Below are 25706 nucleotides of genomic sequence, written 5' to 3'. Positions count from 1 at the left end.
ACCAAAATAAAACATCTGAAAAACGGACTGCTTATGCGGTCCGTTTTTTTTTAAAAAGATTCTAAAACTATTTCAAGGTTTTTTTGATTACCAATTAAGGATGTAGCCGAACCTACATTCAAATTGGAGATAATCCTATGATGCCCTAAGTTTTTACCAGTTTGATTAATATTTAAGGTTTCAACAAGAATTGCTTTTGTTTGTTTGGCAACTGCTCTTCCGGAATCTATAATAGAAACAGAATCGCCTGTTAGTTTTTTTATGCTTGGAATAAGAAAGGGGTAATGAGAGCATCCAAGTACAAGGTAATCGATATTTTTGGCTAACATGGGCGTTATGTATTTCATTAGAAGCGCATCCATTTCAGGGCTTTCTATTTGGTTCCGCTCTATTAGTGGTACAAGACCTGTTCCGACCGTTTCAATTATTCTAATACCATTCATGTGCTTTTTAGAAGTTTCAGCAAATAGGGAGCTATTCAGAGTGCCTTTGGTAGCTAGGATACCAATTATTTTGGATTTTGTTTGTAGAGCTGCTGGTTTTATAGCAGGTTCTATACCAATAAAAGGTATGTTGTAAGTAGCACGTAAGGTTTTGATTGCATTTGTTGTGGCTGTATTGCATGCTACAACAATTAGTTTACAGCCTAGTTCCATTAACCTTTCAGTGTTTTTGATACAAAGTTTTAAAATTTCTTCCTTTGATTTTTCTCCATAGGGAGCGTTTTTGCTGTCGGCAAGATATATAGTGTTTTCCATAGGAAGTAAATCAATGATTTCTTTCCAAATAGAGAGACCTCCGACTCCAGAATCAAATATTCCTATAGGCTTTGTACTCATGAGAAAATCTTCTAATTAGTTGTTTTATGAAACTGTTAGGGGCTAAAATAAGCAAAAAAAAACTCGTTATTCATTGGAATAACGAGTTTCAGATAAAGTGTGAATTCCTTATTGAATTCCTAATTTTGTTTTTACAGCTGGACCTAAATCTTCACCTTCAGAAACGATAAGTGCTTTTGAGTCTAAAACATAAACAAAACCTTTAGTTTTAGCGATCGCTTTGATAGCGTCTTGTGCTTTTTTAATAATTGGCTCAAGAGCTGCTTTCTCCTTTTGTTGTAGTTCTTGCTGAGCAACTTGTTGTAGTTGTTGAATTTTTCCTTGATCAGCTTGAACTTCTTTGATTCTTGCCTCGTTTTGAGCTGCTGTTTGAGAAACCTCTTCTGCAGTATACTTGTCAATCTTAGCTTTTAATGCTTTCTGAGCATTAGTGATTTCTTCACCGTATGTTTTACCAAGTTTTTCTAAATCTGCTTGAAGTTTAAGAGTTTCAGGCATTTTAGATACAATCTCTTCAAAATTAATATGTGCTACTTTTTGAGCTTGAGTGAAAGTAGACATCCCTAGTGTTATCACTACTGCTGCTAATAAAGTTTTAAAATGTTTCATCTTTGTAATTATTTAATATTTATTCTTTTGGTTATTTTTATCTATGGATAATTTTACTTTCTCTTTCTGCTTTTTTACGCTTTTGCTCTTCAATTCTTTTTTCTAGATCTTCTTTAGCTTGCGCTTTTTTAAGTTTCGCCTCTTCTCGTTCTCTTTCTTTTTCTGATTTCGTAATGTAAGAGATTACCGTTTTACTAATATCATACTTTGGATTTGCATATAGCATTGTGAGATCACTAGTTCTATCGAAAACAAAGTCATATTTTTTTCTTGCTACTATTTGCTGAATGGCATTAAATACTTCGTCTTGGATCGGTTGAACTAATTGTTTTCTTAATTCAAAATAAGCTCCTTTTGTTCCAAAGTAACTAGCACGCATTTTTGATAATTCGTTTTCTTTTATTTGGATATCTTCTTGTCTTTCTACTACAAGATCTTCCGTTAAAAGTATTTTTTCATTGTTAAGTTCTAATTTTAGGTTTTTTATTTCGTTTTCAGAACGTTCAATTTTTTTTCTCCATTGCGATGCCTTAGAGTCCAATTTTAATTGTGCTTTCTCATAACCTGGTACATTTTGTAAAATATACTCCATGTCTATAAAAGCGATGCTCTGTGGTTTTTGACCAATACAAGCACAACTTATGAAAATGATTAATATGGAAAGTTTTTTTAACATTATTTAACTCAAAAATTTCTACGAAAACAAATATAGTAAATTAGAACTGTTGACCAATAATAAAGTGTGTTTGCCATCCTGATGGTTGGAAACTACCTGGAGGAGCATCAAGTCCATTTGCAAAATCTATACCTAATAAACCAAAAGCAGGCATAAATATACGTACTCCAAGTCCAGCAGATCTTCTCACATCAAAAGGATTGAAAGATTGAAAGTCTTGGTATGAATTTCCTGATTCTAAAAATCCTAATACATAAATAGACGCAGAGGGTTTTAAAGTAATTGGATATCTAACTTCCATGGTAAATTTGTTATAGATAGTTCCTCCATTCACACCAGAAAGACTAGAGTTTTCATAACCTCTCAAACCTACAATTTCTCTACCGTCAAATTGACTTTGCTGCAATCCATCTCCACCTACGTAATATCTTTCAAATGGCATGTCTTTCAACGCTTCATTATAATACCCCAAGTACCCTAACTCTATTTGTGTCATCAATACAGATTTTCCAATCAATTTGGTATACCATTTTGATTTGTAACCAAGTTTGTAATATTCCAACCATTTATAGCGTGCTTCGTTGATTCGCCCTTGGTTGGGAACTGTACCTAAGTATTCACCATTTGGTCCGTAAGCATCATCTCTATATGCTGGGTCATCTTCTATGGTACTGAAATCTGTACTGCTGAATAATGAGTGAGGCAAAGTAAATTTTGCAGAAACACTGAATTCTGATCCTGTGGTAGGGAAAATTCTACTTGGTCCTGATGAGTTTCTTCCTAGGGTAATGCTGTAAGATAGGTTATTAGAAACTCCTGTACCATCTTCAAAGTTTAACAATCCAATATTGTATTGGTTGATGTCGTATTGTTTAAAACTAATAGCTTGACTAAGCGTAAAGAAATCATCTGGCCATGTCAAACGTTGCCCTAAACCAACCGTTACTCCAAAAATATTCAAACGTCTGCTTTTGTCAACATTGTTTGATGTGAAATCAACTTGATATTGTCGAGAATTGTAAACAGAAAATGAAAATGATTTAGGCTTTTTACCACCTAACCAAGGTTCTGTAAATGAAAAGCTATGTGTGCTGTAGTACCTACTTACCTGAAGTCTCAAGGCAAGAGATTGACCATCACCCATTGGTAAAGGTTTATATTCTTTACCATTAAATAAGTTTCTTATAGAGAAATTGTTAAATGACAATCCTAATGTTCCAATGAAAGATCCACCACCGTAACCTCCTTGCAGTTCTATTTGACTGGAACCTTTTTTAACAACCGAGTAGTCAATATCAACGGTTTTATCTGCATAATTAGGTTTTAAATCAGGAGTCACATTTTCAGGATCAAAGAAACCTAATTGCGAGATTTCACGAATAGAACGGATAATATTTTCCTTACTGTATAGATCTCCTGGTCTCGTTTTAAGTTCTCGATAAACAACAAAATCATTCGTTACCTCATTACCAGATACTGATACATTTCTAATTGTGGCAGGGTCATCTTCATGGATTCTGATTTCTACAGAAATCTCATTGTTATCTACCCTTGTTTCAACAGCATTTACTTGAGAGAACAAGTAACCACTATTTTGGTATAAAGATGAAATATCTTCGGAGTCAGGTGAACCATCGCCTTTTACTCTTTCATTAAGTAATTTGGCATCATAAACATCACCTTTTTCAATTCTTAAGAAACGATTTAATTGGGCAGTGGTGTAATTACTGTTTCCAAGGAAGTTGATGTCTCCAAAATAGTAACGTTTCCCTTCTTCTAATTTAATTTGAAGACTAATGCTTTTGTCATCTTTGTTCCAAATAATACTGTCAGATATGATTCTAGCATCACGATACCCTAACTCGCTATATTCGTCTAGTAAGTTTTGTAGATCGTCTTTGTATTTTTCTTTGATGTATTTAGAAGACTTCCAGAATCTACCCCAAAATTTTCTTTTGGTATCTTTAAAAAAAGTTCTTAATTGAGCATCACTTATATCTTTATTTCCATCAAAAGAAATTTCTTTAATTTTTATCTTTTTACCTCTATCAACCGAGATTAAAAGGTCCATAGCATTTCCTTCTGTGGTGTCTTTTCGAGTATGAAGATTTACTTTTGTTTTAAGGTACCCTTTGTCAGTATATGTTTTTTTAAAGTAATTTTTGGTGGTTACCATTAGGTTGTCAGTAAGCATATCACCTTTATTGATGTCAGCTTCTTCCCTTAAATCTTTTGCTTTTGATTTTTTGATTCCTGATATGGTAATACTACTGATCTGTGGCAATTCAGTAACATTGAATTCTAGATAAGCGGTATCTCCGTCAATTTTAGAAATAAAGACTTCTACAGAGCTAAATCTTTTTGTACCATAAAGTTTTTTGATTGCGCTTGAAAGCTTGTCTCCAGGAATTTTTATAACTTGACCGGTTTTAAGCCCAGAATATACTTTTACTGATTGTTCGCTAAATTGTTGCGCTCCAACAACAGAGATTTCACCTAAAATATACTCTTTTCCACTCTCAAAAGGAACAGATGAAGTAGTGGTGGAGGACTCAGTTTCTTGAGATGTGGCTATGCTTGTGCATAATACAAAACTCAAAAAAAGAGTTAATATTTTGATACTATTCATTTAGGTTTTCAATTTGTTCGCTTGTTTTTCCAAAGCGTCGTTCACGATTTTGATACTCAACTACAGCCTTATAAAAATCGTTTTTTCTAAAATCTGGCCAAAGAACATTTGTAAAATGAAATTCTGCATATGCAATTTGCCATAATAGAAAGTTGCTAATACGTTGTTCTCCACTTGTTCTGATAACTAGGTCAACTTCAGGCAAAGAAACTGTATATAAATGATTATTAATAATTTTTTCATCAATTTCTTCAATTGAAAGTTCATTATTAACAATTTTTTTTGAAATGTTTTGTACGGCTTGAACAATTTCCTCTCGAGAACCATAGCTCAAAGCAAAGGTGAGCGTTATTTTTGTGTTCGTTTTGGTTGCCTCAATAACATCTCTTAAAGTATTTTGTGCTTTTTTGGGTAAGCTTTCTAAACATCCAATAGCATTAACTTTGATATTGTTTTCTTGAAAGCCGGGTAATTCTTTTTTTAAAGAGTTTATAAGTAGACTCATAAGAGCGTCTACTTCAAGTTTGGGTCTGTTCCAATTTTCTGTAGAAAAAGCATATAATGTAATTGCTTTAGTTCCAATTTCGCTTGCTGCCTCTACAGACTCTCTTACAGATGTAAGTGCATTTCTATGACCGAATATTCGGTTCATTCCTTGCTGTTTAGCCCATCTACCATTACCATCCATAATGATAGCAACATGTTGAGGGATTTTATTTGAGTCTATTTGAGTAAAGTAATCCATTAGCGTCTTCTTGTTGTGTAATATCTAGTCCTACCAAAGGTGTAAGACAAGGTGAAACCGGTAAATGCATACCAGTCGTTTGTTTTGGGGTCCCCAAATTTAGCATTTTCTGGGTGATTTGTCAGTATTTCATCTTTGTAAAATTGACTATCATCCAAATCATCAGTAAAAGAGTATCGAATGCGGATCTCAGCCCCTAGAATTAGATTGTCTGAGATCTGAACTTTATATCCAGCACCAAAAGGGAGTGCGATTCCAAATTTGTTTTTATAACTGTAATTGTCAGCGGTACCTTGTGCAGCTTTGTAATGAAAAGCAGCCAATTCGAAAATCAGATATGGGGTATGCGATTTATGCCAATGTGAAACAGTATAATCGAAAAAATTAAAATCAATTCCTGCTGTAATTTCAGAAACAGTTTTATTTACAGGTGTATCAAATTGTTGTCTGATTGCATTTTTAGAATCTGCGTTGTTCGCCTTTATTTTCATAGCAGTGAAAGATGCACGATAAGCAATTCTTGGGTTTCTGTTGTATTTGTACATCAGTCCAAACGCAGGTGCATTTGGAATTACAAGTGTTGAAGTTCCTATATCTCCACTATAGTTACTTCCTCCAATTGATGCTCCTATTTCATGTAATTGGGCAAAACAGCTTGCTCCAAAGCAGATAAATGTTAATATTATTAAATTTTTCCTCATAATTTAAAATAGCGTGCAAATATAAATATTTCAATTTGCTTTGTTAAGTAATACGTTCTCTTTTTATTAACTTAAATATAGTAGCTTTATTGTAAGGGAATAATTTATCTGTGTGAATAGGGGCGTTAGTTTGTGTAATTTCTTTTGTCTTCTCCCCAAAATAATTTTTCTCTAAGGGTTCCTATAAAAGTTTGTTGATTTAATTGGATGATTTTTACAGGAAAATTAGCTTTTGTTAGAGTAAGTTCAATTTCAAAAGGTACTGTAGATACTCTCGAGTCTAGAGAAAGAAAAAATTCCTTTTCTCTTCCGATAATTTTTAATTTAATCTCTGTGGTGTCAGGGATAACCAAAGGTCTTGCGCTTAAATTATGAGGAGCAATAGGTGTTAGTACAAAATTATTTGATTCTGGCATAATAATCGGTCCATGACAACTTAAAGAATATCCAGTAGATCCCGTTGGAGTGGCAACAACCAATCCATCAGACCAATATGTGGTTAGATATTCGTCATTTAAATAGGCTTCTACTCCAATCATAGAAGTAGAGTTTTTACGTGCAATAGTTACTTCGTTTAAGGCAAAGTTGATATCGTTAAAATGAATATTTTCATCATTTGTAGAAATTTGTAAAACCGCTCTTTCTTGGATGGTATATTCTTTGTCGATTAAAGATTGAATTGTGTTTTCAATTTCTTTTTTCTGAACCGTAGCAAGAAAACCTAATCTTCCGGTATTAATTCCTAGTATGGGAATATTTAAATCTTTTACAAGTGTTGCTGCATTTAAGATGGTTCCATCTCCTCCAAGAGTAAATAGTAGATCAAAGGTGCTGTCTAAATCTTCATGTTTTTGAAAAGTTTTATAATTTAGATTTTCAACTCCTAATTCGTCAAGAATGGTTACAAACTCTTTATAGATTAAAATTTCAATATTGAATTTGTTTAAGTTTTCAATAAGGATTTCAAAGTATTGTCGATCCGTATTTTTATACGCTTGTCCAAAAATGGCAACTTTATTCATTTCTTGTGTTTTGTGTTGAGTAAGATTAGATACTCAAATATCTTTGTAAATAATTAGATCTGTTTTTTAGGTCCTCTAAATAAGAGTCATCCTCATGATTTGAGATTACATTATATTCATAACGTCTGTATGATTGTATAATTTCGTCAATGATATCTGTTTTTATTTTTAGTGTAATCTGTGTGGTTTTTTCATTTTTTAGAGAAACATGCAAGCCAAGGACTAGGGCATTGTTGGATTCTGAAATTTGAGTAATCTCGGAAATAGAATACGTTGCTGTATCTTTTTCAAGGATTAAAACGATACCCTCTTCTGTTAAAAAAGGAGTTTCTGCATAGATATTTAGGATCTCGTTTAGTTCGTAAAAGCCAATATATTCCTTTTTTGAATTCAGAACCGGTAGAATATTCGTTTCGTTTGTTGCAAAAAGAGTTAATAAATCAATTAGATTATCTTCATCTGTCGCGAAAAATGATTCAAACGAATATTGGTATTCAGAAATTAATTTTGATTCATCGCTGAAAGTTTGCAAATCACTTGCCGATAAAGAACCAAATAATTTATTATTTTGAAGTATCGGAAAATGACTAACTAACTGATCTTTAGTTTTTAGTTTTGAGTCTGAAACACTTTCGTTAAAGTTTAACGTAGGTAAATCGTTCGAGATGTAATCTTCTAATTTCATGGTGTTTTCTAATTGTCGCAAATTAATAAAATTTCATGTAAAATGATGTATTTTTGCCTTTTTAAAATGGCTGTTTCGAATAGTTAAAATACAAAAAATATAATGACAAAATTAAGTGTGAATATTAATAAAATAGCGACGTTAAGGAATTCAAGAGGAGGGAATACTCCAGATTTGCTTAAGGTAGCTTCGGATATAGAGGGGTTTGGTGCAGAAGGAATTACGATTCACCCAAGACCAGATGAACGTCATATTCGTTATCAAGATGCTTATGATTTAAAAGACTTGGTTACGACTGAATATAATATTGAAGGAAATCCTATTGAGCAATTTAAGAAAATGGTTTTAGAAATTAAGCCTACGCAAGTTACCTTGGTGCCTGATGGAGATGATAATATAACTTCGGATGCTGGTTGGGATACCATAAAACATCAAGAATATTTAAAAACTATAATAAGCGAGTTTAAGTCTCAAGGAATCAGAACTTCCATTTTTGTAGATCCAATTCCGGAAATGATTGAAGGTGCTGCCGCTACAGGAACCGATAGGATAGAATTGTATACAGAGGAGTTTGCAGTTGAGTATGCTAAAGGAAATGAAGCAGCGATCAAACCGTATGCAGCTTGCGCCCAATTAGCACATGATTTAGGAATGGGAGTGAATGCTGGGCATGATCTAAGTCTTGAGAATATTGAGTTTTTTGCAAAAAATATTCCGCATCTTGCAGAAGTATCGATTGGGCATGCACTGATTTCTGAATCTTTGTATTTAGGATTAGAAAATGTGGTGAATATGTATAAGAATAAGATGAAATTTGACTAGCTAAATATTTATGGAAGTTTTACATTCTAAAATTCAGGGAGAAGGAACTCCGTTACTTATTTTACATGGGTATTTTGGTATGGGTGATAATTGGAAATCTCATGCCAATAAACTCGCAGAAAATTATCAAGTTCATTTAATTGATCAGAGAAATCATGGAAGGAGTTTTCATTCTGACGATTTTGATTATGAATTATTAGTGGAAGACTTAGAAGGGTATTATGATTTTCATAAGCTAGAAAGTGCTATTGTATTAGGGCATTCAATGGGTGGGAAAACTGCGATGTCTTTTGCTGTGACTTTTCCTGAAAAAGTAGAGAAGTTAATTGTAGCAGATATTGCCCCTAAAAATTACCCACCACATCACCATCAAATATTGGAAGCTTTAAATGCAGTTGATTTTTCTAAGATTTCATTACGAACAGAAGTGGATGGCATTTTGAAGCAATATATTGATGAAGTTGGAGTTCGGCAGTTTTTACTTAAAAATGTATATAGAAAAACTAAAGACCAACTTGCTTTTAGGTTCAATCTTGAAAGCTTAACGGAAAACAATAATGAAGTAGGAGCGCCATTGGCAGCATTTACAGAGTATGATGGGGAGGTGCTTTTTTTAAAAGGCGCTAATTCAGGGTATATATCTGACGATGATATTCCGCTTATTGAGGCGCATTTTTCAAATGCCACGCTAGTTACAATTGAAAATGCAGGTCATTGGTTGCATGCTGAAAATCCTACAGATTTTATGAATGCACTCCTAGCTTTTCTGAATTCGTAAGAATTTGAGTTTTAAATAAACACTACGTTTATTAACTGTTTTATTGTCAGTGTTTTTGTTAACTTGTCATGATACAACAGAATGGTATTGTTTTGGCTGTTGTTTATTTAAATTTAAATATATGAAAACACTTATAAAAATATTGGTTACTGCAGTTGCGGTATTGATTATTTCTAATTTATTACCTTCTATACATGTAACAAACTACACTTCTGCTGTTTGGGTTGCAGCGGTTCTAGCCTTATTGAATACCTTTTTAAGACCCGTGCTGATTTTGCTAACCTTGCCCGCTACTATTTTAAGTATGGGATTGTTTATCTTCTTTATAAACGCAGGTATCGTATTGATGGCTAGTAATATGGTTGATGGTTTTTATGTAAATGGATTTATGTCGGCCTTACTTTTTAGCTTATTGCTTTGGGGGGTAAGAGCTGTGTTGTTTTCATTGTTGCTTGAAGATGACCAAACTCCAAGAAATAGAATAAGTTAAAGATTGTTCAATTCGCAAAAAAGTATTATTTTTGCACCCAATTTTAAGGAATATAAAAGTCAAAGAATTAAGATGAATATTACAAAAGAAAGTATAGACTCGTTAAATGCTGTTGTAAAAGTTGATATTACGGCTGCAGATTACAAAGAGAAAGTAGAAACTATTTTACAAGATTACCGTAAAAAAGCTGATATCCCTGGATTTAGAAAAGGACATGTGCCTTTAGGTATGGTTAAAAAGCAGTATGGTAAATCTATCATGATTGACGAGATCAATAAGATGTTGCAAGAATCTTTGAACAATTATTTAACTGAAGAAAAGTTGGATATATTGGGGAATCCTTTACCAAAAGTAAATGAGGAATTCTCTTGGGATACTGAAGATTTTTCTTTTGAATTCGAATTAGGTTTAGCTCCTCAGTTTGAAGTTGACTTAAGTGCGAAGAAAAAAATTACTCAATACAACATTATCGCTGAAGATAGTTTGATTGATAAAGAAGTTGAAAATTTACAAACTCGTTTTGGAAATGTTATCCAAAAAGAAGCTGTAGAAGAAACTTCTAATGTTACTGGTACTTTTGTAAATGCAGAGAAAGAAATCGAAAAGAAATCTACTGTTGCTGTATCTGATATCAAAGGAAAAGTAAACGTAAAGAAATTTGTAGGAGCTAAAGTTGGAGATGTTTTAGAATTAAAAACTAAAAACTTATTTGAAGACAACCATAAATTAATGGGAGCTTTAGGATTGAGTCATGATGAAATTGAAGGATTAGAAATTCCTTTGACTTTTACAATTGAGGAAATTACTGAAACTGAATTAGCTGAATTAAATCAAGAATTGTTTGATAAAATCTTTGGAGAAGGAAAAGTAGCTACTACTGAAGAGTTGAGAGCTAAAATCAAAGAAGATGCAGAAGGTCAGTTCAAACAACAATCTGAGCAACAATTATTAAATGCAGTAACGGAATACTTAGTAGAGAATACTAAGTTTGATTTACCAGCAGAATTCTTAAAGAAATGGTTAGCTACTGCTGGAGAGAACCCAATTTCTGAAGAGCAAGCAAATGAAGAGTTTGAAAAGTCTGAAAAAGGTTTACGTTACCAATTAATCGAAAGTAAAATTATGTCAGCTAATGACATTAAATTAGATTTCGAAGAGTTAAAAGAGTATGCTAAAGGATTTATCAAAGCTCAAATGGCTCAGTACGGAAATTTAGATCCAGAAGAGAAAGAATTGGAAGATATCGCAAACAGAGTATTGGGTAACCAAGATGAAGCAAAGCGTTTACAAGACCAGTTGGTAAGTAAAAAATTATTAGATTTCTATAAAGAAACGATCACTTTCAAAGAGAAAGAAGTTTCTTATGATGCTTTCGTAAAAGAAGTATACAAATAAGAAATTTAAAAGTATAAAGAAAAAGCTCTAAGGGAAACCTTAGAGCTTTTTTCATTTCTATTGTAAATATAGTTTATTTAACCTGTAATAAGTTCAAGTGGTTTAGAATTAAGTTTTGTTTTTTAGTAATTAGAAATGGACTTTTTTGGGGTAGGAAAAACATAGTAACTACTTTTTTAATGAGCAACATTGTTTCTTTTTTTTAATGCTTTTAGGTTTGTCCTAAAAGCATTTTGATGTAGTCTATTTCTTGATAATCTGCTTGGTTGTGCTTTTGCCGTTAGAGTAGATTTTAATAAAATAGAGTCCGTTTTCGTAGGTGCTTAAGTCCAAATCGTTTCCAATATTTTCGCCTAATGTGTTGTATACTTCAACTTGGTCAATGGCGGAGTTGTTTCCAGATATGTTAACTAAACCAGTAGTTGGATTAGGAGTAAGTTTTAAAGTGTTAAAATCGTATGTTTCTTTTGTAGCAAGGCTAGGTAGTGTAATTGAGAATGTTTGGGTTGCTTCTATTCCGCTCGTATTGGATTTCCAGAATCCAATTGTTTCTGTTCCGGTAAATACTGCACCTCCAAAAAAACCAGGTGAGAATGTGAATGTAACATTTCCTGATGCATCTGTAGTGACTACCTTTGAGCCACCCGCCCATTGGTCTCCTGATACATCAGTAATTCTAAATTGATTGTATACCGTATACTCTGTATCCGCGGTAAAGTCTGTTAAGGTAATTTCTAAAGCGGTAGCAGGTGTTTGTGACCAACTTATTGCCTCATTGTCTCCATCTGTATTGATGATGGCAGAGGTAATGGTGCTTTGAGTAATTGTTTGCGCTTTTGAAAGGAACCCAATAAGTAACAACACAAATGTTAAAGTAATTTTTCTCATAATTAAATAGTTTTAAGTGAGTTTCAAAGTTAGGTTATAAAGTGGTTCTAAAGACGGGGAGAAAGTTTACACGTGCCTCATTGCGATTATTTTGGTTTTCTTTTTACTTAGTTAACATGTTAGTTAACATGTTAGATAGCAAAGTTATTATTGAATATATTGAGTTGTGGTGGGAACTTAAGAATTGACCTTTTTGAGTTTCATTAATTAATGACGAGCCAGTGAGTTTTTGAAGTCAAGTTTTTATCTATTTTTATTAATTTTAGTTGGCTGTTTTTCGGTGATCAATTGGAATGAGATTAAAAATAAAAAAGCTTTTAGGTGTCCCTAAAAGCTTTTTATTATTATTTGATCTGTGTTTTTGAGGCTATTTTCGCTTCTGACCTCTTGTTTTTGGTTTTTTATATTTTTTAGCCAATTCTCTCCTGTAAGATCCACCTTGGTTTGTTTTTTTGTTTTTCTCTTTCTTTTCATGAAAAGCTGGTCCTGGTGCAAACTCTTTAGATTTTTTCTTTTGGTAAGGTTTTATGACTTCAACCGGCATTTCATCTTCCGTCATTTTTGAAGAAATTTCAACTTCTTCGGGAAATGCAACAGTCTCGACTTTTAGATTCATCAACGTTTCAACGTTTTCTAAAATTTCTTGATCATTTTCTGTAATAAAACTAATAGCATTTCCTTCATTTTCTGCTCTACCCGTTCTACCAATTCTGTGAATGTAATTTTCTGGGTCATCAGTTATATCAAAATTGATTACATGTGTGATTCCCTCAATGTCAATACCTCTAGCAATTACATCTGTAGCAATTAAAATTCGATGCAATCCTTCTTGGAATCCTTTTATTGCTTGTAATCTGTAGTTTTGAGATTTATTAGAGTGAATTACAGAAATTCCATCGTTGTCTCCAGAGTTTTCTAATTCGCTAAATAGTTTATCTGCCACCCTTTTGTTTTTTACAAATACTAGGGCTTTGCTATAGCTGGCTTTATCTGCAAGTAAAAATTTAAGTAGATTAACCTTGGTATAGAAATTTTTTACATTGTAAATGCGTTGTTCTATGTTTTCAAGTGGTGTTCCTGAGCGTTCTATTTCAACAGTTAATGGGGCTCTAAAAAAGGTAGTAATTATATTTTTAACCTCAGTGGTCATTGTCGCAGAAAATAAAATACTTTGTTTCTTTTCTGGCAGCAAATCTAAGATTGTTTCTAATTGATGTCTGAAGCCTAAATTTAAAACTTCATCAACTTCATCTAAAACTAATTTTTGAATTTTTTTTAAGTTTAATACTTTACTTAACCCTAGATCAATAATTCTTCCAGGAGTAGCTACTAAAATATCTAACCCTTCAAAAATTAATTGTTTTTGAGTGTTGATGTTTGCTCCTCCATAAACACCACCAATTCGGGTATTAATGTAGGGAGTTAATTCTTTTAAAGCCTCTTCTACTTGTACTACTAATTCTCTCGTAGGAACTATAATTAGGACTCTTGGGTGTTTTTGTTCTGAGTACTTTAATTGCTTTAATAGAGGCAGTAAATACGCATAGGTTTTACCAGTTCCGGTTTGTGCAATCCCAACAACATCTCTACCTGATGATATTACAGGAAATGCTTTGGATTGAATAGGTGTTGCATAATCGTAGCCTAAATCATCAAGAGCATTTAATAAAGGTGTGTTTAGTTTTAAGTCAGAAAACCTCATAATCTTATTTTTCAATTGTGCTGCAAAGGTAATCTTAAGATTCCATACTAAAATGGTTTAGCTCATAAATTAAACGATACACATATAAAAAAGAAGAGCCTCCATTTGGAAGCTCTCTAAAATTAATCTTTTCTGTTTTTTATGATTTCATCTTGAAGTTTTCGACTAAGCTCTTGCTGTCTAACCAATGATTTTTTTTGATGGGCTTCAAATTCGTCTTGAGTTTCTTGTAAAAGTTGCTTTGCTTCTTTGGTAACTATATTACTATTGGTGTATTTGTAAAAGAAGAAAAGTGCTATGGCAAGTAAAGTGAAAATGATGATTCCAGCAATCAAGTTGTAGTTGTTTTTATTCATGCTTAGTCCCACAACACTAATAGAATCTTTATTGGTGTTGGCCATAGATAAAGCTTCCTTGGTAGTTGCCAACTCACTTTTTAATTTATTGATTTCAGTTAGTTGAGTATTATTTTCTTCATGTTTCAAATTCAATAGCTTTTTTTGATTTGCCATCGAGTCTAATACATTTTTATGTAATTTATTGAACTTAACCTTAGTGATTACCTTATATTCTTTGTAGTTGGTCGAGGTCTTTTCAAGGTAAATAAACTGACTATTTAAATCTCCTTTGGTTTCAAATGGATTTTCTAGTTTCTTTTTTTGAGCATGACCTACTGAGAAGGCTATAAATAGGAATAAAAATATAATAAGTTTTCCGTTTTTCATTTTTGTGGTTTTCTATATGTGGTTTGTAAATTTATACAAATCTAACGACAAAAATATGCGGTTAGTATACAAATATGCCCAAACTGTAAAATTCTAATTGAACTTTATAATTGTGGAATCATAACCTAAGGCTGTGGTAAAAAAGAATCTTAAATAAATTAATTGTTTTGAGATTATTTTCTATATTAACCAAACAAATATTCCTAAGGGTAATGGAGATTTCATTTACAAATGAATAACTCGTTTTAAGGAATAACTTAGTACCTTTACAAACTATAATTAAAAAATAGAATCAAATGGATTACGGAAAAGAATTTGAAAAATACGCAACAAAACACCACGGAATTAATAGCATGCACTATGATAAAATTAGAAGTTCTGTAACTCCGTATATCATGGAAGAGCGTCAAATGAATATCACACAAATGGATGTGTTTTCTAGATTGATGATGGATAGAATTATTTTCTTAGGAACTGGGATCAATGACCAAGTGGCAAATATTATTCAAGCACAATTATTATTTTTAGAAAGTGTAGATGCTAATAAAGATATTTCTATTTACATAAATTCTCCAGGAGGAGGTGTATATGCAGGATTGGGTATTTATGATACTATGCAATTTATCAAACCAGATGTAGCAACAATATGTACAGGAATGGCAGCATCGATGGGAGCAGTTTTAATGTGTGCAGGAGAAAAAGGAAAAAGATCTGCGTTGCCTCATTCAAGGGTAATGATTCATCAACCTTTAGGTGGTGCACAAGGACAAGCAAGTGATATAGAGATTACTGCAAGGGAAATATTAAAGTTGAAAGATGAATTGTATCAAATTATTTCAAAGCATTCAGGCCAGTCTATTGAAAAGGTTCATGATGATTCAGATAGAGATTACTGGATGAAAGCTGATGAAGCGAAAGCTTATGGAATGGTTGATGAAATTTTATCTAGAAATAAATAAAATTAGATATGTGGTTGGTGAATAACTACATGCGATAATTAAGGAAAGATGTCGAAAGAAGAAAATTTAGAGTGTTCATTTTGCGGACGTAAAAAGGTGGAAACAGATCTGTTAATTGCAGGTATGGATGCGCACATTTGCGATAAATGTATTGAACAAGCCCATGGAATTGTATTAGAAGAAATTTTAGAAGCAGATGACGTATCTGCTGTTTCGGAGTTGGAAGTTAAAAAGCCAACTGAGATAAAAGCTTTCTTAGAACAATACATTATTGGACAAGATCAGACAAAGAAAACTATGGCTGTGGCGGTTTACAATCATTATAAAAGATTGACGCAACCAAAGGACGATAAAAATGATGTTGAGATAGAGAAAAGTAACATGATTTTGGTTGGAGAAACTGGAACCGGTAAAACATTGATTGCGAAAACAATTGCAAAAATGTTAAATGTGCCATTCTCTATTGTTGATGCTACTGTTTTAACGCAAGCGGGTTATGTTGGTGAAGATGTTGAAAGTATTTTAAGTAGGTTACTACAAGCTGCTGATTATGATGTTGAAAAAGCAGAAAGAGGTATTGTATTTATTGATGAAATAGATAAGATTGCCAGAAAAGGGGATAATCCATCAATAACTAGAGATGTTTCTGGGGAAGGAGTACAACAGGCTTTGTTAAAATTATTGGAAGGAACAGTTGTAAATGTGGCTCCAAAAGGAGGTAGAAAACATCCTGATCAAAAATTTGTAGAAGTGAATACCAAAGATATTTTGTTTATCGCTGGTGGTGCCTTTGCAGGAATTGAAAGAAATATTAGCAACCGTTTGAACAGACAAGCTGTTGGTTATTCTGCGGCTATGGCCGTGGATAATGTTGATGAAACAAATTTATTGCAGTATGTTATTCCAAGTGATTTAAAAACATTTGGATTGATTCCTGAGATTATTGGACGTTTGCCTGTTCTAAGTTATATGAATCCTTTGGATGCGAAAACATTACGCTCTATTTTAACAGAACCTAAAAATTCATTAGTAAAACAATACACTAAATTGTTTGAAATGGATGATGTTGCATTTACAATAGCAGATGAAGCGTTGGATTATATTGTAGAAAAGGCCTTAGAATATAAACTAGGAGCTCGTGGTTTACGTTCTCTTTGTGAAGCTATATTAACAGATGCCATGTTTGAGTTACCAAGTTCAGATGAAAAAGAATTTAACGTAGATAAGGAATATGCAGTTGCAAAACTGACAAATACTACTTTAAAGAAATTGAAAGCAGCTAGTTGAAAGTTGTGGTAAAAATAATATAAAAGGGATTCAAGCAATTGAATCCCTTTTTTTATTAAAATCGTTTTCCTATGGTGATTCCTCCTCTACCAACTACGGGTACTTCATCATTGTTGCTTGTCATAATACGTCCAAGACCACCGCTAATTTCAGCAATAAATCCACGTTTGGTAACCCATTTTCCACCAACGCTTATCCCGATAGCCCCGCCTTTATAGGTGGTAGTGTTATAATCCTGGTATTGAAAAGAACCGTCTATGTTGTCATAATTATTGTAGTAATATTGTTCATCTTTTCTTTCATAATACATACCGAATAGTTCTATAAAAAAACCTTGATTGTATTTACTTGAAAAATAGGATCTATAATAAGGTGTGATAGATAAGGTTCTATATATTTCAGCATCTAAATTGTTTTGACCAAGTACGTAAACAGATAAACCAATAGATGATTCATGATTTAAAACTCTTTCATAAGTAAAGTCCAACGCTCCAAATGCTATAAGAGTTAGGGCATTGATTTTAAGTTCGTTGTTTTTTTTGTTCTCTTCTTGTGCTTTACTTTGTGTGACTGATGTTATTATTAATAATAAAATCAACCTATGTTTTAATTTCTTCATATTTATTTTTGAGCGAATGTAATGATATATTATTTAGATTAAATCCTAATTACGTTAAGTTTTCGCTATGAAAAAGAGTCTAGAATTCTTTTTAATGAATAATCTTAGTTATTTTTGTTTTTCAAAATTTTGAAGATTCAATGATTTTAAGAAGTACCATAGACCGTGTTTTTGAAACTGCTCGAGTAGAGGAGGTAATTGGTGAATTTGTTACCTTAAAAAAAGCGGGAAGTAACTTTAAAGGATTGAGTCCGTTTACAGATGAAAAGTCACCTTCTTTTATGGTGTCACCTGTAAAGCAAATATGGAAAGATTTTAGTACTGGAAAAGGAGGGAATGCAGTAACATTTTTAATGGAACATGAGCATTTTTCATATCCAGAGGCTATCAAATATTTGGCGAAAAAGTACAATATTGAAATTGAAGAAGAAGAACAGTCAAACGAACAAAAAGAAGCGGCAGATGAAAGAGAAAGTATGTATGTGGTTTCTAACTTTGCCAAAGACTATTACCATGATGTTCTTTTAAATAATCCCAAAGGGAAGGCCATTGGTTTAAGTTATTTTAAAGAGCGTGGTTTTTCTGATGAAACAATAAAAAAGTTTGAATTAGGATATAATTTAGACGATTGGTCTGCATTTACAGATACGGCCATCAGAAAAGGGTACGACATTGATTATATGTCTAAGACAGGGCTCACCATAGTAAAAGAGGGAGGGAAGCAGTTTGACCGTTTTAAAGGTCGTGTAATGTTCCCGATTCATAGTATGAGTGGTCGTGTTTTGGGGTTTGGAGGAAGAATATTAAAAGCAGATAAAAAAGCCGCTAAATATTTAAACTCTCCGGAAAGCGAAATTTACCATAAGAGTAAGGTTTTGTATGGTATTTATCATGCAAAACAGGCCATTTCTAAAGAAGATACTTGTTATTTGGTAGAAGGGTATACAGATGTGATATCTATGAATCAGGCAGGTGTTGAGAATGTAGTAGCCTCTTCTGGTACGGCACTTACGCCAGATCAAATTAGATTGATCAAAAGATTAACACCTAATATTACGGTTTTATTTGATGGAGACGCAGCCGGAATTCGTGCTTCCATGCGTGGGATAGATTTGATATTGGAACAAGGAATGAATGTCCGAGTTTTAATATTTCCTGACGGAGATGATCCTGATAGTTTTTCAAAACGCGTATCCACAGAAGAATTAAAAGAGTTTCTAAAAAGCAATTCTAAAGATTTTATAAATTTCAAAGTGTCTCTTTTAATGAAAGAGGCAGAAAACGACCCTATAAAAAAAGCAAATCTGATTCGTGATATAGTTACAAGTATCTCTAAAATACCAGATAATATACAAAGAGAGGTATATGTACAGGAGTGTTCTAGGATTATGGAAATCTCGGAAACGGTGCTTTTTAATGAGTTGGCTCAGATTAGTAAAAAACTTGAAAGAGAAGCCTATCAGAAAGAGCAGCAGCAAATAAGAAAAGCTGAAAGAGAAAATCAACGCAGTTTAAAAGGTGAAACTAGAGGAGATAGAAGCGGAAGTTCAGAATCTAGAAGAAGTGAATCTAGAGAGCCTTCACTTATGTCACGTGCTCAAAGAAAAGCAAGTGAAAAAGCTGGTTTAGCCGCTAAAAAAAATGCACCAAAGGAAGTCAATACATTAGAGTTGTATGAAAGAGAAATCATTAAAATATTATTGATTTACGGAAATAACCAAGTAGAGTTTATTGATTGGATTGAAGAGGTAAATGAATTTGGGATTGTTAAAATGGTTAAGGAAGAGTATTCTAATATTGTATCTCAGGAATTGTATCTGCAATTACAGGATGATGAAGTAGAATTTTCCCATTCTATATTTCAGAAAATTTATTTAGAAATAATTAATAAATTAAATGTGGAACAAAATATTTCCATAGAAGAATTGACAAGCCATCAAGATACAGAAATCTCACAGACTGTTACGGATATTTTAATGGATGATGAAAAACATATTCTAAGTGATTGGGAGAGTAAAGATATTGTTGTGACAGCGAAAGATGAGGTGTTGCCTAAAATGGTAACAGACGCGATTCTTAATTTAAGAAGGGTTTTGATTGAAAGAAAAATTAAAGAGCTAACTGCAGAATTAGTAGAAGGGAAAAGTAGAGAGGCTTCCCTAGAAATGGTGGTAGATTATACCTCCTTAAAAACTAAACTTTTTGAGAAATTGAATAGAATACTGTAGTTAATTTCTTTTTTCAAGCTCAATAACTTCTAAGTTTTTAATTTCTTCCTTATCTATTTCAAAACGCAGCATAGTACGTACTTGATGAAAACCATGCTTGCCAGCTGCTCCAGGATTCATATGTAAAAGATTTAGTTTTTGATCATATTGAACCTTTAAAATATGGGAATGTCCACTGATAAATAATTTTGGCGGATTGTTTTTTATTTCTTCCAGAATTCTAAAATTATATTTATTTGGATACCCTCCAATATGAGTAATCCAAACAGAAACATTCTCTACGGTGAAACGTAAATCTAATGGATATTCTGCCCGAACGGTCTTGTCATCAATATTGCCATACACCGCTCTAAATGGTTTTAACTTCTTAATGGTATCAGCAACTTTTATTTGACCTATGTCACCGGCATGCCAAACTTCATCTGCTTGAGCTATGTATTTTAGAATACCGTCATCGATATGGCTATGCGTATCCGATAATAAAAGAATTTTTTTCATGAAATTGAAATAGGCTTATTTTATTTTTTTGCCTTTAAAGTTTTGATCACTAGAACCAGAAAAATGGTAGAGTTGAAGAGAGTCTAATTCTAGACGTTTTTTGAGCCATTTTTTTAACTGTACCTCTTGCTTCTCTGTATTCGGAATACTATCATACCATTGAATATAGAAGACGGGAATGGTGTCAATTCTTTCAAAATTTGTTTTGATTAAGTTTGAAAAACTCAATGCTTTAAGCCCAGCGTGGTTAATTTTAGCCTCTTGGCTAATATTTACAAAGGGAATTTGGCGTTTTTCAATTTTTTCAAGTTGATAGCTCAGTTTTCTTATTTTTTCATCTTTTTCAAAAATCGATTCATCCTTCGAGGCTATCAATTCTTGGTTTTTCACATAAGAACCTTTGATTACATTTATTTCGTCAATCAACTTAGAAGTTTCTTCATCTTGGTGAATCTCCAGCGTTGTGTTTTCTAATCCATAGGCTGGAAGTTTTTCTTCCCATATAGGCAGTTCACTTCTTTTGATATTATGGCCTAATACAATTATTGTAATATTTCTAGTGGTATAGTCAATTTTTGAATTGATGATTCCTGCTCCTGTTGATTCTCCTAAGAGTTCAATATAGCTTTGTGCGTTTGAAATGTATTGGTTTTTTTTAAAAAGTCCATAAAACAAATAGATACTAAAGCCAAATATAATCAAAGCGACTGTAGAGGCTATTTGAGATATTTTTCTTCGTTTTACAGAGTTGATATATCGAACCATTGGAAAGTTCAAAAACTTCACAATTACAAAGGTTGCCAATGCAATAAAAATAGTGTTGATGGTAAACAAAAACATCGCCCCACCAAAATATTTGAAATTCATGGTTGCCAAGCCATACCCTGCAGTACATAGAGGGGGCATTAAAGCAGTAGCAATAGCAATACCTGCAATTGTATTGGTTAGCTCTTTTTTTCTACTTAACGCAATAATTAATGCCAATCCACCTGTAATAGCAATTAGTACATCTCGCACATCTGGTTGCGTTCTCGCGATAATTTCTGGGGTGGCTTCTTGAAATAAAGGAATACTAAAAAATATAAATGACGAACTTAAACTAAGTCCAACCATCACTCCTAAGTTTACAAGCGAGCTTCTTAAGGTGTCAATGTCGTTTATTCCAATAGAGAGTCCAATTCCAAGAATAGGTCCCATTAATGGAGATATTAGCATGGCTCCAATAACAACTGCCGTTGAACTGGTATTTAATCCAATAGAGGCAATCAATATAGAGAAAATCAGAATCCAGGCAGTATGACTTTTAACCTGTATTCCATCCTTTATTTTTTGAATAGTTTCTTTTTGATCAGTTCCTTCTCTAATGTCAAGTAAGTTTACTAAAAATGTTCTAACACTTTGAATTAATGCTGAGGAAGTTTTTTTAACTTCCTCTTTGTGTTCATCTAATTTTTCAGTTTCCTGATCTTTGTTTTCCATTCTTTAAAGCGAGTTTCAGTTGAAGGTAGTTTGTTTATACTTCTCCAAATTGTTGGTTTGCTTGAGATGCAATTTCTTTAATGTCTTGTTCTTTTTCTTTTGGGCAGATCATCAATACACCATCTTTCTCAGCAACGATAAAATTAGATAAGCCTTGAATGACTACTTTTTTATGTGTTTGGGTTTTTACAATGTTCCCTTCAGATTCTCTGTAGATAGCTTCTCCTCCAATGGTAATATTTTCAGATGTATTAGTGGCCTTTTTGTCATATAAAGATCCCCAAGTACCCAAATCATTCCAACCAAACTCAACAGGCAGTACGTGAACATTATTTGCTTTTTCGATGATTCCAAAATCAATAGAAATATTTTCTGCTTTAGCATAATTTGCATTGACAAAGGTTTGTTCTTCGTTTGTATTCCAAGTAGATTCTCCTGCTTGAAACAATTGGTACATTTCCGGTAAGTGTTCTTTAAAAGCTTTGATGATACTTTTTGCAGACCAAACAAATATTCCAGCATTCCAAAGATAGTCTCCTTGTGCTAAAAATTCTTTTGCTTTTTCAAGCTTAGGTTTTTCTGTAAATTGTTTTACTTTTTTTATTTCTGATGCTTCCTCGTTGAACTGTATATAGCCGTATCCAGTATTAGGCGAGTTAGGCTTTATACCTAAGGTCATCAAGATATCTTCTTCTGTACAAGCGTCATAAGAAGTTTGAATGTTTCTTAGAAACTCTTCTTCATTTTCAATCCAATGATCTGAAGGAGCTATAATCATTACTCCATCAGGGTTTTGGCTATGTACCTTTAATGCAGTTGCTAAAATACAAGGAGCTGTATTTCTCATTGCAGGTTCTAAAAATAGTTGGTGTTCAGAAATGCTTGGTAATTGTCTTAAAACAATGTCTTTGTATCTTTCATTTGTTGCTATAATAACATTTTCTGAAGGGACTAAAGACTCAAGTCGCATGAAGGTTTTTTGTATCAAAGAAACTCCAGCTCCTAACATGTCATGGAATTGTTTAGGTGTTTCCGCTGTGCTAATAGGCCAAAATCTTGAACCAATTCCACCCGCCATGATTACTGCGTAGTTATTTTTATTCATAGTGTGTATTGAGGCTTACCTCAGAGTTTAAATGTATTAAGTATTTTTTTTGTGATTTTACATCCAAACAAATACTGCGAGTTCGTTTTTTTTCTAATAAAACAAACGTTCTCTGTTTGAATTCAAATTCTGATCCAATTTTTAACTCAAAGATATAATTTTTATTGGAATTTTTTATTTGTTGTTTTAACGCAAGGGATAATCTAGGATCACTGTCGGTACTAGCTTTCGCGTTTAGTAAGTATTTTGCTAGATGAGGTAAAATATCCAAAGGATAAATTTCAGGTCTTACCAACGGTAGCATCAAATTTTTAAAGGTTTGTTTCCATTCAAGCCCATGAGGTTTTACACGACCATATTTTTTATAAGTTTCATAATGTGCAACTTCATGAACCAACGTTAATAAAAATTGATACGGATTTAAATTGTTGTTTATGGTTATTAAAAAATCACCTTGTTTTCTTTTTCTGAAATCCCCATGTTTTGTGGCACGTTCTTTTTTAACTACTACGGTTAAATCATTTTGATTTAGGTATTCAGTTATTGTGGCATGTGCTGGAGTTGGAATGTAATGGTAAACGTCTTTCAAAAAAAATAATTATGGAGTTGTGCTAGAAACTTGTAAGACTTTACCATTATAAAATTTAGCTCCTTTGGTAGAGAAATCATATATGTAAGCTGCCATTTCTTTAGGTTTCAAAGGTGCTTGATATTCAGGAAATGCTTCTTCTAACATTTCAGTTTGAACGGCTCCAATTGCCAAAACATTGAATTTGAAACCATGGTCTCGATATTCTTCTGCTAATAATTCAGATAAGGTAATTACGGCACCTTTAGAAGAACTATATGCAGCAAGTCCGGCGAATTTCATGCTCCCTTGAATACCTCCCATACTACTGATAGTAACGGTATGTGTATTTTCTTTGAAGTATGGAATTAATTGTTGTGTAAGTGCCGCTACGGCAAATACATTCACTTGATATATCTGGATAAAATCATCTGTGCTAGTTGCTGCAAACTCTTTATTTAATAAGGTTCCGGCGTTATGTATTAGAATATCAACTTGTTTCCAATTGTTTTTTACATAGTTTGCAACTTCTGCCAAAGAATTTTCGTTTGTAAGATCTGTTGCTAAGGTTGTAATGTTTTTATGATTTAGCTCTTTTAGAGTTTCTTCGTTTCTAGAAAGAGCCAGAACGTTAAAATTGTTGTTTGCAAATAACTGTGCTAGTTCAAAACCAATACCTCTACTGGTTCCTGTGATAACTACATTTTTCATTTTTAGTAAGTATGATTTTATTCCTCTTCAGGGAAAATAATATGTTGATATGCTCCAATATCAGGTGCTGTTGTTCTGTCCGTCTGAATTATGTCCAAAGGAGTTTTGGCTGCGTTGGTGATATCACCTTTGTTTATCAATTCACTTTCTTCACCAATTTCAAACTTGTTCAATGACGTATTTAGATAGTTGGGTTCTGCATTGAAAATATTGTCTAAATATTTAGAAGTATCTGTAAAGTCATATAGTGGGTTTTCAGAAGTTTCAGACTGTTTTAGCATGCAGTTTTGAAAAAAGTATGAAAAGACGTCAGATTCATTTTTCTCTAGATATAATTCATTAGTTGTATTTCCATCAATGATAGAGTTACTTATATTGAAAGTTAAATCAGTTGCAGTTTCTTCAGGGAAGTCCGTTGATTTTATATTACTAATTTGTAGGCTGCTTCCTCTTCGAATACTTTCGGTCCAATAATTCGCGATGGTCAAATGATTAAAGTCATAAGTACCTCCATTAAGAATAGTAAGAGATGAATTTCTGCTACTTCCGATAACAAGGTTTTCTCCATTTACAATAGAATGATTGGCAAATAAACCTACTTCTGCATGATTGTAGAATTCAGAATTACTAATAGATAGAGTAGGTGTTGAACCGTCTACACTAAGAGAGTCACAGACGATTCCAAATCGTCCATTTTTATTGTTTAAATAATTAATAGTGTTTCCCTTGCTCCCTGCTCTTAACCATAAAGCGTCCCATTGTCCGGGTCTGTCACTAAATTCGGGCTCTAGTCTATCTCCTTCAATCAATACCTTTTCATCAAACGTTCCATTGATAACTAAACTTGCATCTTTTTCAACGACCAAGGCAGAGTTTTTATGGAAGTGAAGATTTTTATTCGGAGCAATCGTTAATGTTTTATTTTCAGGGACAGCACAATAGCCATAAAAAACAATTGATTTTTCATTGGCCGGATCATTAAATATAGCAATCTCTTCATCCGATAAATAATGTATTTTTTTTGGAGAAGCATCTGGTAGAAAATAGGGAACTACCGTAGTAGTATCTATTGCATTATTTACGTAAATAAAGTGGGCGTCTTGAACTAAAGTAACCAATTTTATGTTTTTGGCATTGATTCCAGAATCGAAAACTATGGAGTCTGTGTATATTGGGTTTGTTGCAGAATAATTAATGGTTCCTTCAATAAAAATAAACAAACTGTCTCTTGCTCTTAATGGGACATTTTGAAAAGAAGTACCTGGCAAACCATCTACATTTAATCTGTAGTAAGAATCACTTCTTCCTAAATAGATAGAAGGGATATGGATGTCATTTGAACTGTTGTTGTATACTTTTAAGGAATAAGTGCTTGTGCTAATATTAGAAAAAACCGTATCTAAAAAAATGGTGTCGTTTGGCGCTGAAAAAGATAAATTATCACTGTGACTTGGAATCGTTGAAAAGTCCTTTCTACAAGAGAAAGTAAGAAGCAAGACCGTTATTAAAACAGGATAAATAAGTGTGTTTTTCATCGAAAATTTAC

Annotated in this window: 25 protein-coding genes; 7 read left to right on the top strand and 18 right to left on the bottom strand. The window is 32.9% G+C overall.

From position 1 onward, the window contains the following. Positions 1–50 precede the first annotated feature (50 nt). The 8 genes from murI to AC2DGP_RS08020 form a co-directional block, all read right to left on the bottom strand. Complete coding sequence (murI, locus tag AC2DGP_RS08055; protein ID WP_484489551.1) at positions 51–839, bottom strand: glutamate racemase; 789 nt, start codon at positions 837–839, stop codon at positions 51–53. A 108-nt stretch (positions 840–947) separates the two neighbouring features. After that, positions 948–1448: an OmpH/Skp family outer membrane protein gene (locus AC2DGP_RS08050; protein WP_484489550.1), complete on the bottom strand. Its 501-nt coding sequence runs from the start codon at positions 1446–1448 to the stop codon at positions 948–950. A gap of 37 nt (positions 1449–1485) precedes the next feature. Continuing rightward, positions 1486–2124: an OmpH/Skp family outer membrane protein gene (locus AC2DGP_RS08045; protein ID WP_484489549.1), complete on the bottom strand. Its 639-nt coding sequence runs from the start codon at positions 2122–2124 to the stop codon at positions 1486–1488. A 40-nt stretch (positions 2125–2164) separates the two neighbouring features. Continuing rightward, positions 2165–4753, bottom strand: a complete 2589-nt coding sequence (bamA, locus tag AC2DGP_RS08040; RefSeq protein WP_484489548.1) for an outer membrane protein assembly factor BamA — start codon at positions 4751–4753, stop codon at positions 2165–2167. Then, entirely contained in the window at positions 4746–5498 is a 753-nt protein-coding gene (gene uppS / locus AC2DGP_RS08035; RefSeq protein WP_484489547.1) for an undecaprenyl pyrophosphate synthase, read from the bottom strand. Before uppS ends, bamA begins: the two co-directional genes overlap by 8 nt. Further along, a complete protein-coding gene (gene porG / locus AC2DGP_RS08030) occupies positions 5498–6199 on the bottom strand; it encodes a type IX secretion system protein PorG (protein ID WP_484489546.1) in 702 nt (233 codons plus the stop codon). Before porG ends, uppS begins: the two co-directional genes overlap by 1 nt. Before the next feature lie 125 nt (positions 6200–6324). Beyond that, entirely contained in the window at positions 6325–7221 is an 897-nt protein-coding gene (locus AC2DGP_RS08025) for an NAD kinase (protein WP_484489545.1), read from the bottom strand. Between the two features lie 25 nt (positions 7222–7246). Beyond that, on the bottom strand, positions 7247–7906 hold the full coding sequence (locus AC2DGP_RS08020) for an acetoin utilization protein acuB (protein ID WP_484489544.1): 660 nt from the start codon (positions 7904–7906) through the stop codon (positions 7247–7249). A 102-nt stretch (positions 7907–8008) separates the two neighbouring features. Here AC2DGP_RS08020 and AC2DGP_RS08015 point away from each other — a divergent pair, with 102 nt between their 5' ends. The 4 genes from AC2DGP_RS08015 to tig all read left to right on the top strand — a co-directional run bounded on the left by AC2DGP_RS08015 (position 8009) and on the right by tig (position 11391). Next, entirely contained in the window at positions 8009–8728 is a 720-nt protein-coding gene (locus AC2DGP_RS08015) for a pyridoxine 5'-phosphate synthase (RefSeq protein ID WP_484489543.1), read from the top strand. Between the two features lie 10 nt (positions 8729–8738). Then, a complete protein-coding gene (locus tag AC2DGP_RS08010; RefSeq protein ID WP_484489542.1) occupies positions 8739–9506 on the top strand; it encodes an alpha/beta fold hydrolase in 768 nt (255 codons plus the stop codon). A 121-nt stretch (positions 9507–9627) separates the two neighbouring features. After that, on the top strand, positions 9628–9996 hold the full coding sequence (locus AC2DGP_RS08005; RefSeq protein ID WP_484489541.1) for a phage holin family protein: 369 nt from the start codon (positions 9628–9630) through the stop codon (positions 9994–9996). A 72-nt stretch (positions 9997–10068) separates the two neighbouring features. Continuing rightward, entirely contained in the window at positions 10069–11391 is a 1323-nt protein-coding gene (gene tig, locus AC2DGP_RS08000; RefSeq protein ID WP_484492472.1) for a trigger factor, read from the top strand. 243 nt (positions 11392–11634) lie between these two features. On the opposite strand, the gene AC2DGP_RS07995 is transcribed toward tig, so the two are convergent. The 3 genes from AC2DGP_RS07995 to AC2DGP_RS07985 all read right to left on the bottom strand — a co-directional run bounded on the left by AC2DGP_RS07995 (position 11635) and on the right by AC2DGP_RS07985 (position 14706). Further along, complete coding sequence (locus tag AC2DGP_RS07995; protein WP_484492471.1) at positions 11635–12279, bottom strand: T9SS type A sorting domain-containing protein; 645 nt, start codon at positions 12277–12279, stop codon at positions 11635–11637. Between the two features lie 367 nt (positions 12280–12646). Continuing rightward, positions 12647–13981: a DEAD/DEAH box helicase gene (locus AC2DGP_RS07990; RefSeq protein ID WP_484492470.1), complete on the bottom strand. Its 1335-nt coding sequence runs from the start codon at positions 13979–13981 to the stop codon at positions 12647–12649. A 122-nt stretch (positions 13982–14103) separates the two neighbouring features. Further along, the gene (locus AC2DGP_RS07985) at positions 14104–14706 is read right to left on the bottom strand and encodes a tRNA (guanine-N1)-methyltransferase (protein WP_484492469.1); all 603 of its coding nucleotides are present in this window, start codon (positions 14704–14706) and stop codon (positions 14104–14106) included. 296 nt (positions 14707–15002) lie between these two features. Here AC2DGP_RS07985 and clpP point away from each other — a divergent pair, with 296 nt between their 5' ends. Together clpP and clpX are read left to right on the top strand one after the other, a co-directional pair. Next, entirely contained in the window at positions 15003–15665 is a 663-nt protein-coding gene (gene clpP / locus AC2DGP_RS07980) for an ATP-dependent Clp endopeptidase proteolytic subunit ClpP (RefSeq protein WP_484492468.1), read from the top strand. Positions 15666–15713: 48 nt separating this feature from the next. Next, a complete protein-coding gene (gene clpX, locus AC2DGP_RS07975) occupies positions 15714–16952 on the top strand; it encodes an ATP-dependent Clp protease ATP-binding subunit ClpX (protein ID WP_484492467.1) in 1239 nt (412 codons plus the stop codon). A gap of 55 nt (positions 16953–17007) precedes the next feature. On the opposite strand, the gene AC2DGP_RS07970 is transcribed toward clpX, so the two are convergent. Further along, positions 17008–17571 carry a DUF3575 domain-containing protein gene (locus AC2DGP_RS07970; RefSeq protein WP_484492466.1) on the bottom strand — a complete coding sequence of 188 codons (564 nt, stop codon included), beginning with the start codon at positions 17569–17571 and terminating at the stop codon, positions 17008–17010. 140 nt (positions 17572–17711) lie between these two features. On the opposite strand from AC2DGP_RS07970, the gene dnaG reads away from it, so the two are divergent. Then, the gene (gene dnaG, locus AC2DGP_RS07965) at positions 17712–19799 is read left to right on the top strand and encodes a DNA primase (RefSeq protein ID WP_484492465.1); all 2088 of its coding nucleotides are present in this window, start codon (positions 17712–17714) and stop codon (positions 19797–19799) included. Here the strand turns inward: dnaG and AC2DGP_RS07960 are convergent, their stop codons facing one another. The 6 genes from AC2DGP_RS07960 to AC2DGP_RS07935 are packed head-to-tail and all read right to left on the bottom strand — an operon-like array spanning position 19800 to position 25695. Further along, entirely contained in the window at positions 19800–20297 is a 498-nt protein-coding gene (locus AC2DGP_RS07960) for a metallophosphoesterase family protein (RefSeq protein ID WP_484492464.1), read from the bottom strand. 15 nt (positions 20298–20312) lie between these two features. Further along, positions 20313–21776, bottom strand: a complete 1464-nt coding sequence (locus AC2DGP_RS07955) for a DUF389 domain-containing protein (RefSeq protein WP_484492463.1) — start codon at positions 21774–21776, stop codon at positions 20313–20315. A gap of 34 nt (positions 21777–21810) precedes the next feature. Next, entirely contained in the window at positions 21811–22881 is a 1071-nt protein-coding gene (locus AC2DGP_RS07950) for a mannose-1-phosphate guanylyltransferase (RefSeq protein ID WP_484492462.1), read from the bottom strand. Beyond that, positions 22874–23470, bottom strand: coding sequence for a SprT-like domain-containing protein (locus tag AC2DGP_RS07945; RefSeq protein ID WP_484492461.1), 597 nt, complete (start codon positions 23468–23470; stop codon positions 22874–22876). Before AC2DGP_RS07945 ends, AC2DGP_RS07950 begins: the two co-directional genes overlap by 8 nt. A gap of 9 nt (positions 23471–23479) precedes the next feature. Further along, on the bottom strand, positions 23480–24160 hold the full coding sequence (locus AC2DGP_RS07940) for an SDR family NAD(P)-dependent oxidoreductase (protein WP_484492460.1): 681 nt from the start codon (positions 24158–24160) through the stop codon (positions 23480–23482). 17 nt (positions 24161–24177) lie between these two features. Further along, positions 24178–25695 (bottom strand): hypothetical protein, encoded by a 1518-nt coding sequence (locus tag AC2DGP_RS07935; RefSeq protein WP_484492459.1) that lies wholly within the window; start codon positions 25693–25695, stop codon positions 24178–24180. Between the last annotated feature and the right edge of the window lie 11 nt (positions 25696–25706).

The sequence above is a fragment of the Flavicella sp. IMCC45537 genome, from assembly GCF_057197705.1.
The sequence above is the reverse complement of the archived record's forward strand: the minus strand, read 5'-3'. Positions and strand labels throughout refer to the sequence as shown.

Coding starts and splice junctions, on each gene's coding strand:
- murI (WP_484489551.1), bottom strand. CDS start 839: ATGAGTACAAAGCCTATAGGAATATTTGATTCTGGAGTCGGAGGTCTC.
- AC2DGP_RS08050 (WP_484489550.1), bottom strand. CDS start 1,448: ATGAAACATTTTAAAACTTTATTAGCAGCAGTAGTGATAACACTAGGG.
- AC2DGP_RS08045 (WP_484489549.1), bottom strand. CDS start 2,124: ATGTTAAAAAAACTTTCCATATTAATCATTTTCATAAGTTGTGCTTGT.
- bamA (WP_484489548.1), bottom strand. CDS start 4,753: ATGAATAGTATCAAAATATTAACTCTTTTTTTGAGTTTTGTATTATGC.
- uppS (WP_484489547.1), bottom strand. CDS start 5,498: ATGGATTACTTTACTCAAATAGACTCAAATAAAATCCCTCAACATGTT.
- porG (WP_484489546.1), bottom strand. CDS start 6,199: ATGAGGAAAAATTTAATAATATTAACATTTATCTGCTTTGGAGCAAGC.
- AC2DGP_RS08025 (WP_484489545.1), bottom strand. CDS start 7,221: ATGAATAAAGTTGCCATTTTTGGACAAGCGTATAAAAATACGGATCGA.
- AC2DGP_RS08020 (WP_484489544.1), bottom strand. CDS start 7,906: ATGAAATTAGAAGATTACATCTCGAACGATTTACCTACGTTAAACTTT.
- AC2DGP_RS08015 (WP_484489543.1), top strand. CDS start 8,009: ATGACAAAATTAAGTGTGAATATTAATAAAATAGCGACGTTAAGGAAT.
- AC2DGP_RS08010 (WP_484489542.1), top strand. CDS start 8,739: ATGGAAGTTTTACATTCTAAAATTCAGGGAGAAGGAACTCCGTTACTT.
- AC2DGP_RS08005 (WP_484489541.1), top strand. CDS start 9,628: ATGAAAACACTTATAAAAATATTGGTTACTGCAGTTGCGGTATTGATT.
- tig (WP_484492472.1), top strand. CDS start 10,069: ATGAATATTACAAAAGAAAGTATAGACTCGTTAAATGCTGTTGTAAAA.
- AC2DGP_RS07995 (WP_484492471.1), bottom strand. CDS start 12,279: ATGAGAAAAATTACTTTAACATTTGTGTTGTTACTTATTGGGTTCCTT.
- AC2DGP_RS07990 (WP_484492470.1), bottom strand. CDS start 13,981: ATGAGGTTTTCTGACTTAAAACTAAACACACCTTTATTAAATGCTCTT.
- AC2DGP_RS07985 (WP_484492469.1), bottom strand. CDS start 14,706: ATGAAAAACGGAAAACTTATTATATTTTTATTCCTATTTATAGCCTTC.
- clpP (WP_484492468.1), top strand. CDS start 15,003: ATGGATTACGGAAAAGAATTTGAAAAATACGCAACAAAACACCACGGA.
- clpX (WP_484492467.1), top strand. CDS start 15,714: ATGTCGAAAGAAGAAAATTTAGAGTGTTCATTTTGCGGACGTAAAAAG.
- AC2DGP_RS07970 (WP_484492466.1), bottom strand. CDS start 17,571: ATGAAGAAATTAAAACATAGGTTGATTTTATTATTAATAATAACATCA.
- dnaG (WP_484492465.1), top strand. CDS start 17,712: ATGATTTTAAGAAGTACCATAGACCGTGTTTTTGAAACTGCTCGAGTA.
- AC2DGP_RS07960 (WP_484492464.1), bottom strand. CDS start 20,297: ATGAAAAAAATTCTTTTATTATCGGATACGCATAGCCATATCGATGAC.
- AC2DGP_RS07955 (WP_484492463.1), bottom strand. CDS start 21,776: ATGGAAAACAAAGATCAGGAAACTGAAAAATTAGATGAACACAAAGAG.
- AC2DGP_RS07950 (WP_484492462.1), bottom strand. CDS start 22,881: ATGAATAAAAATAACTACGCAGTAATCATGGCGGGTGGAATTGGTTCA.
- AC2DGP_RS07940 (WP_484492460.1), bottom strand. CDS start 24,160: ATGAAAAATGTAGTTATCACAGGAACCAGTAGAGGTATTGGTTTTGAA.
- AC2DGP_RS07935 (WP_484492459.1), bottom strand. CDS start 25,695: ATGAAAAACACACTTATTTATCCTGTTTTAATAACGGTCTTGCTTCTT.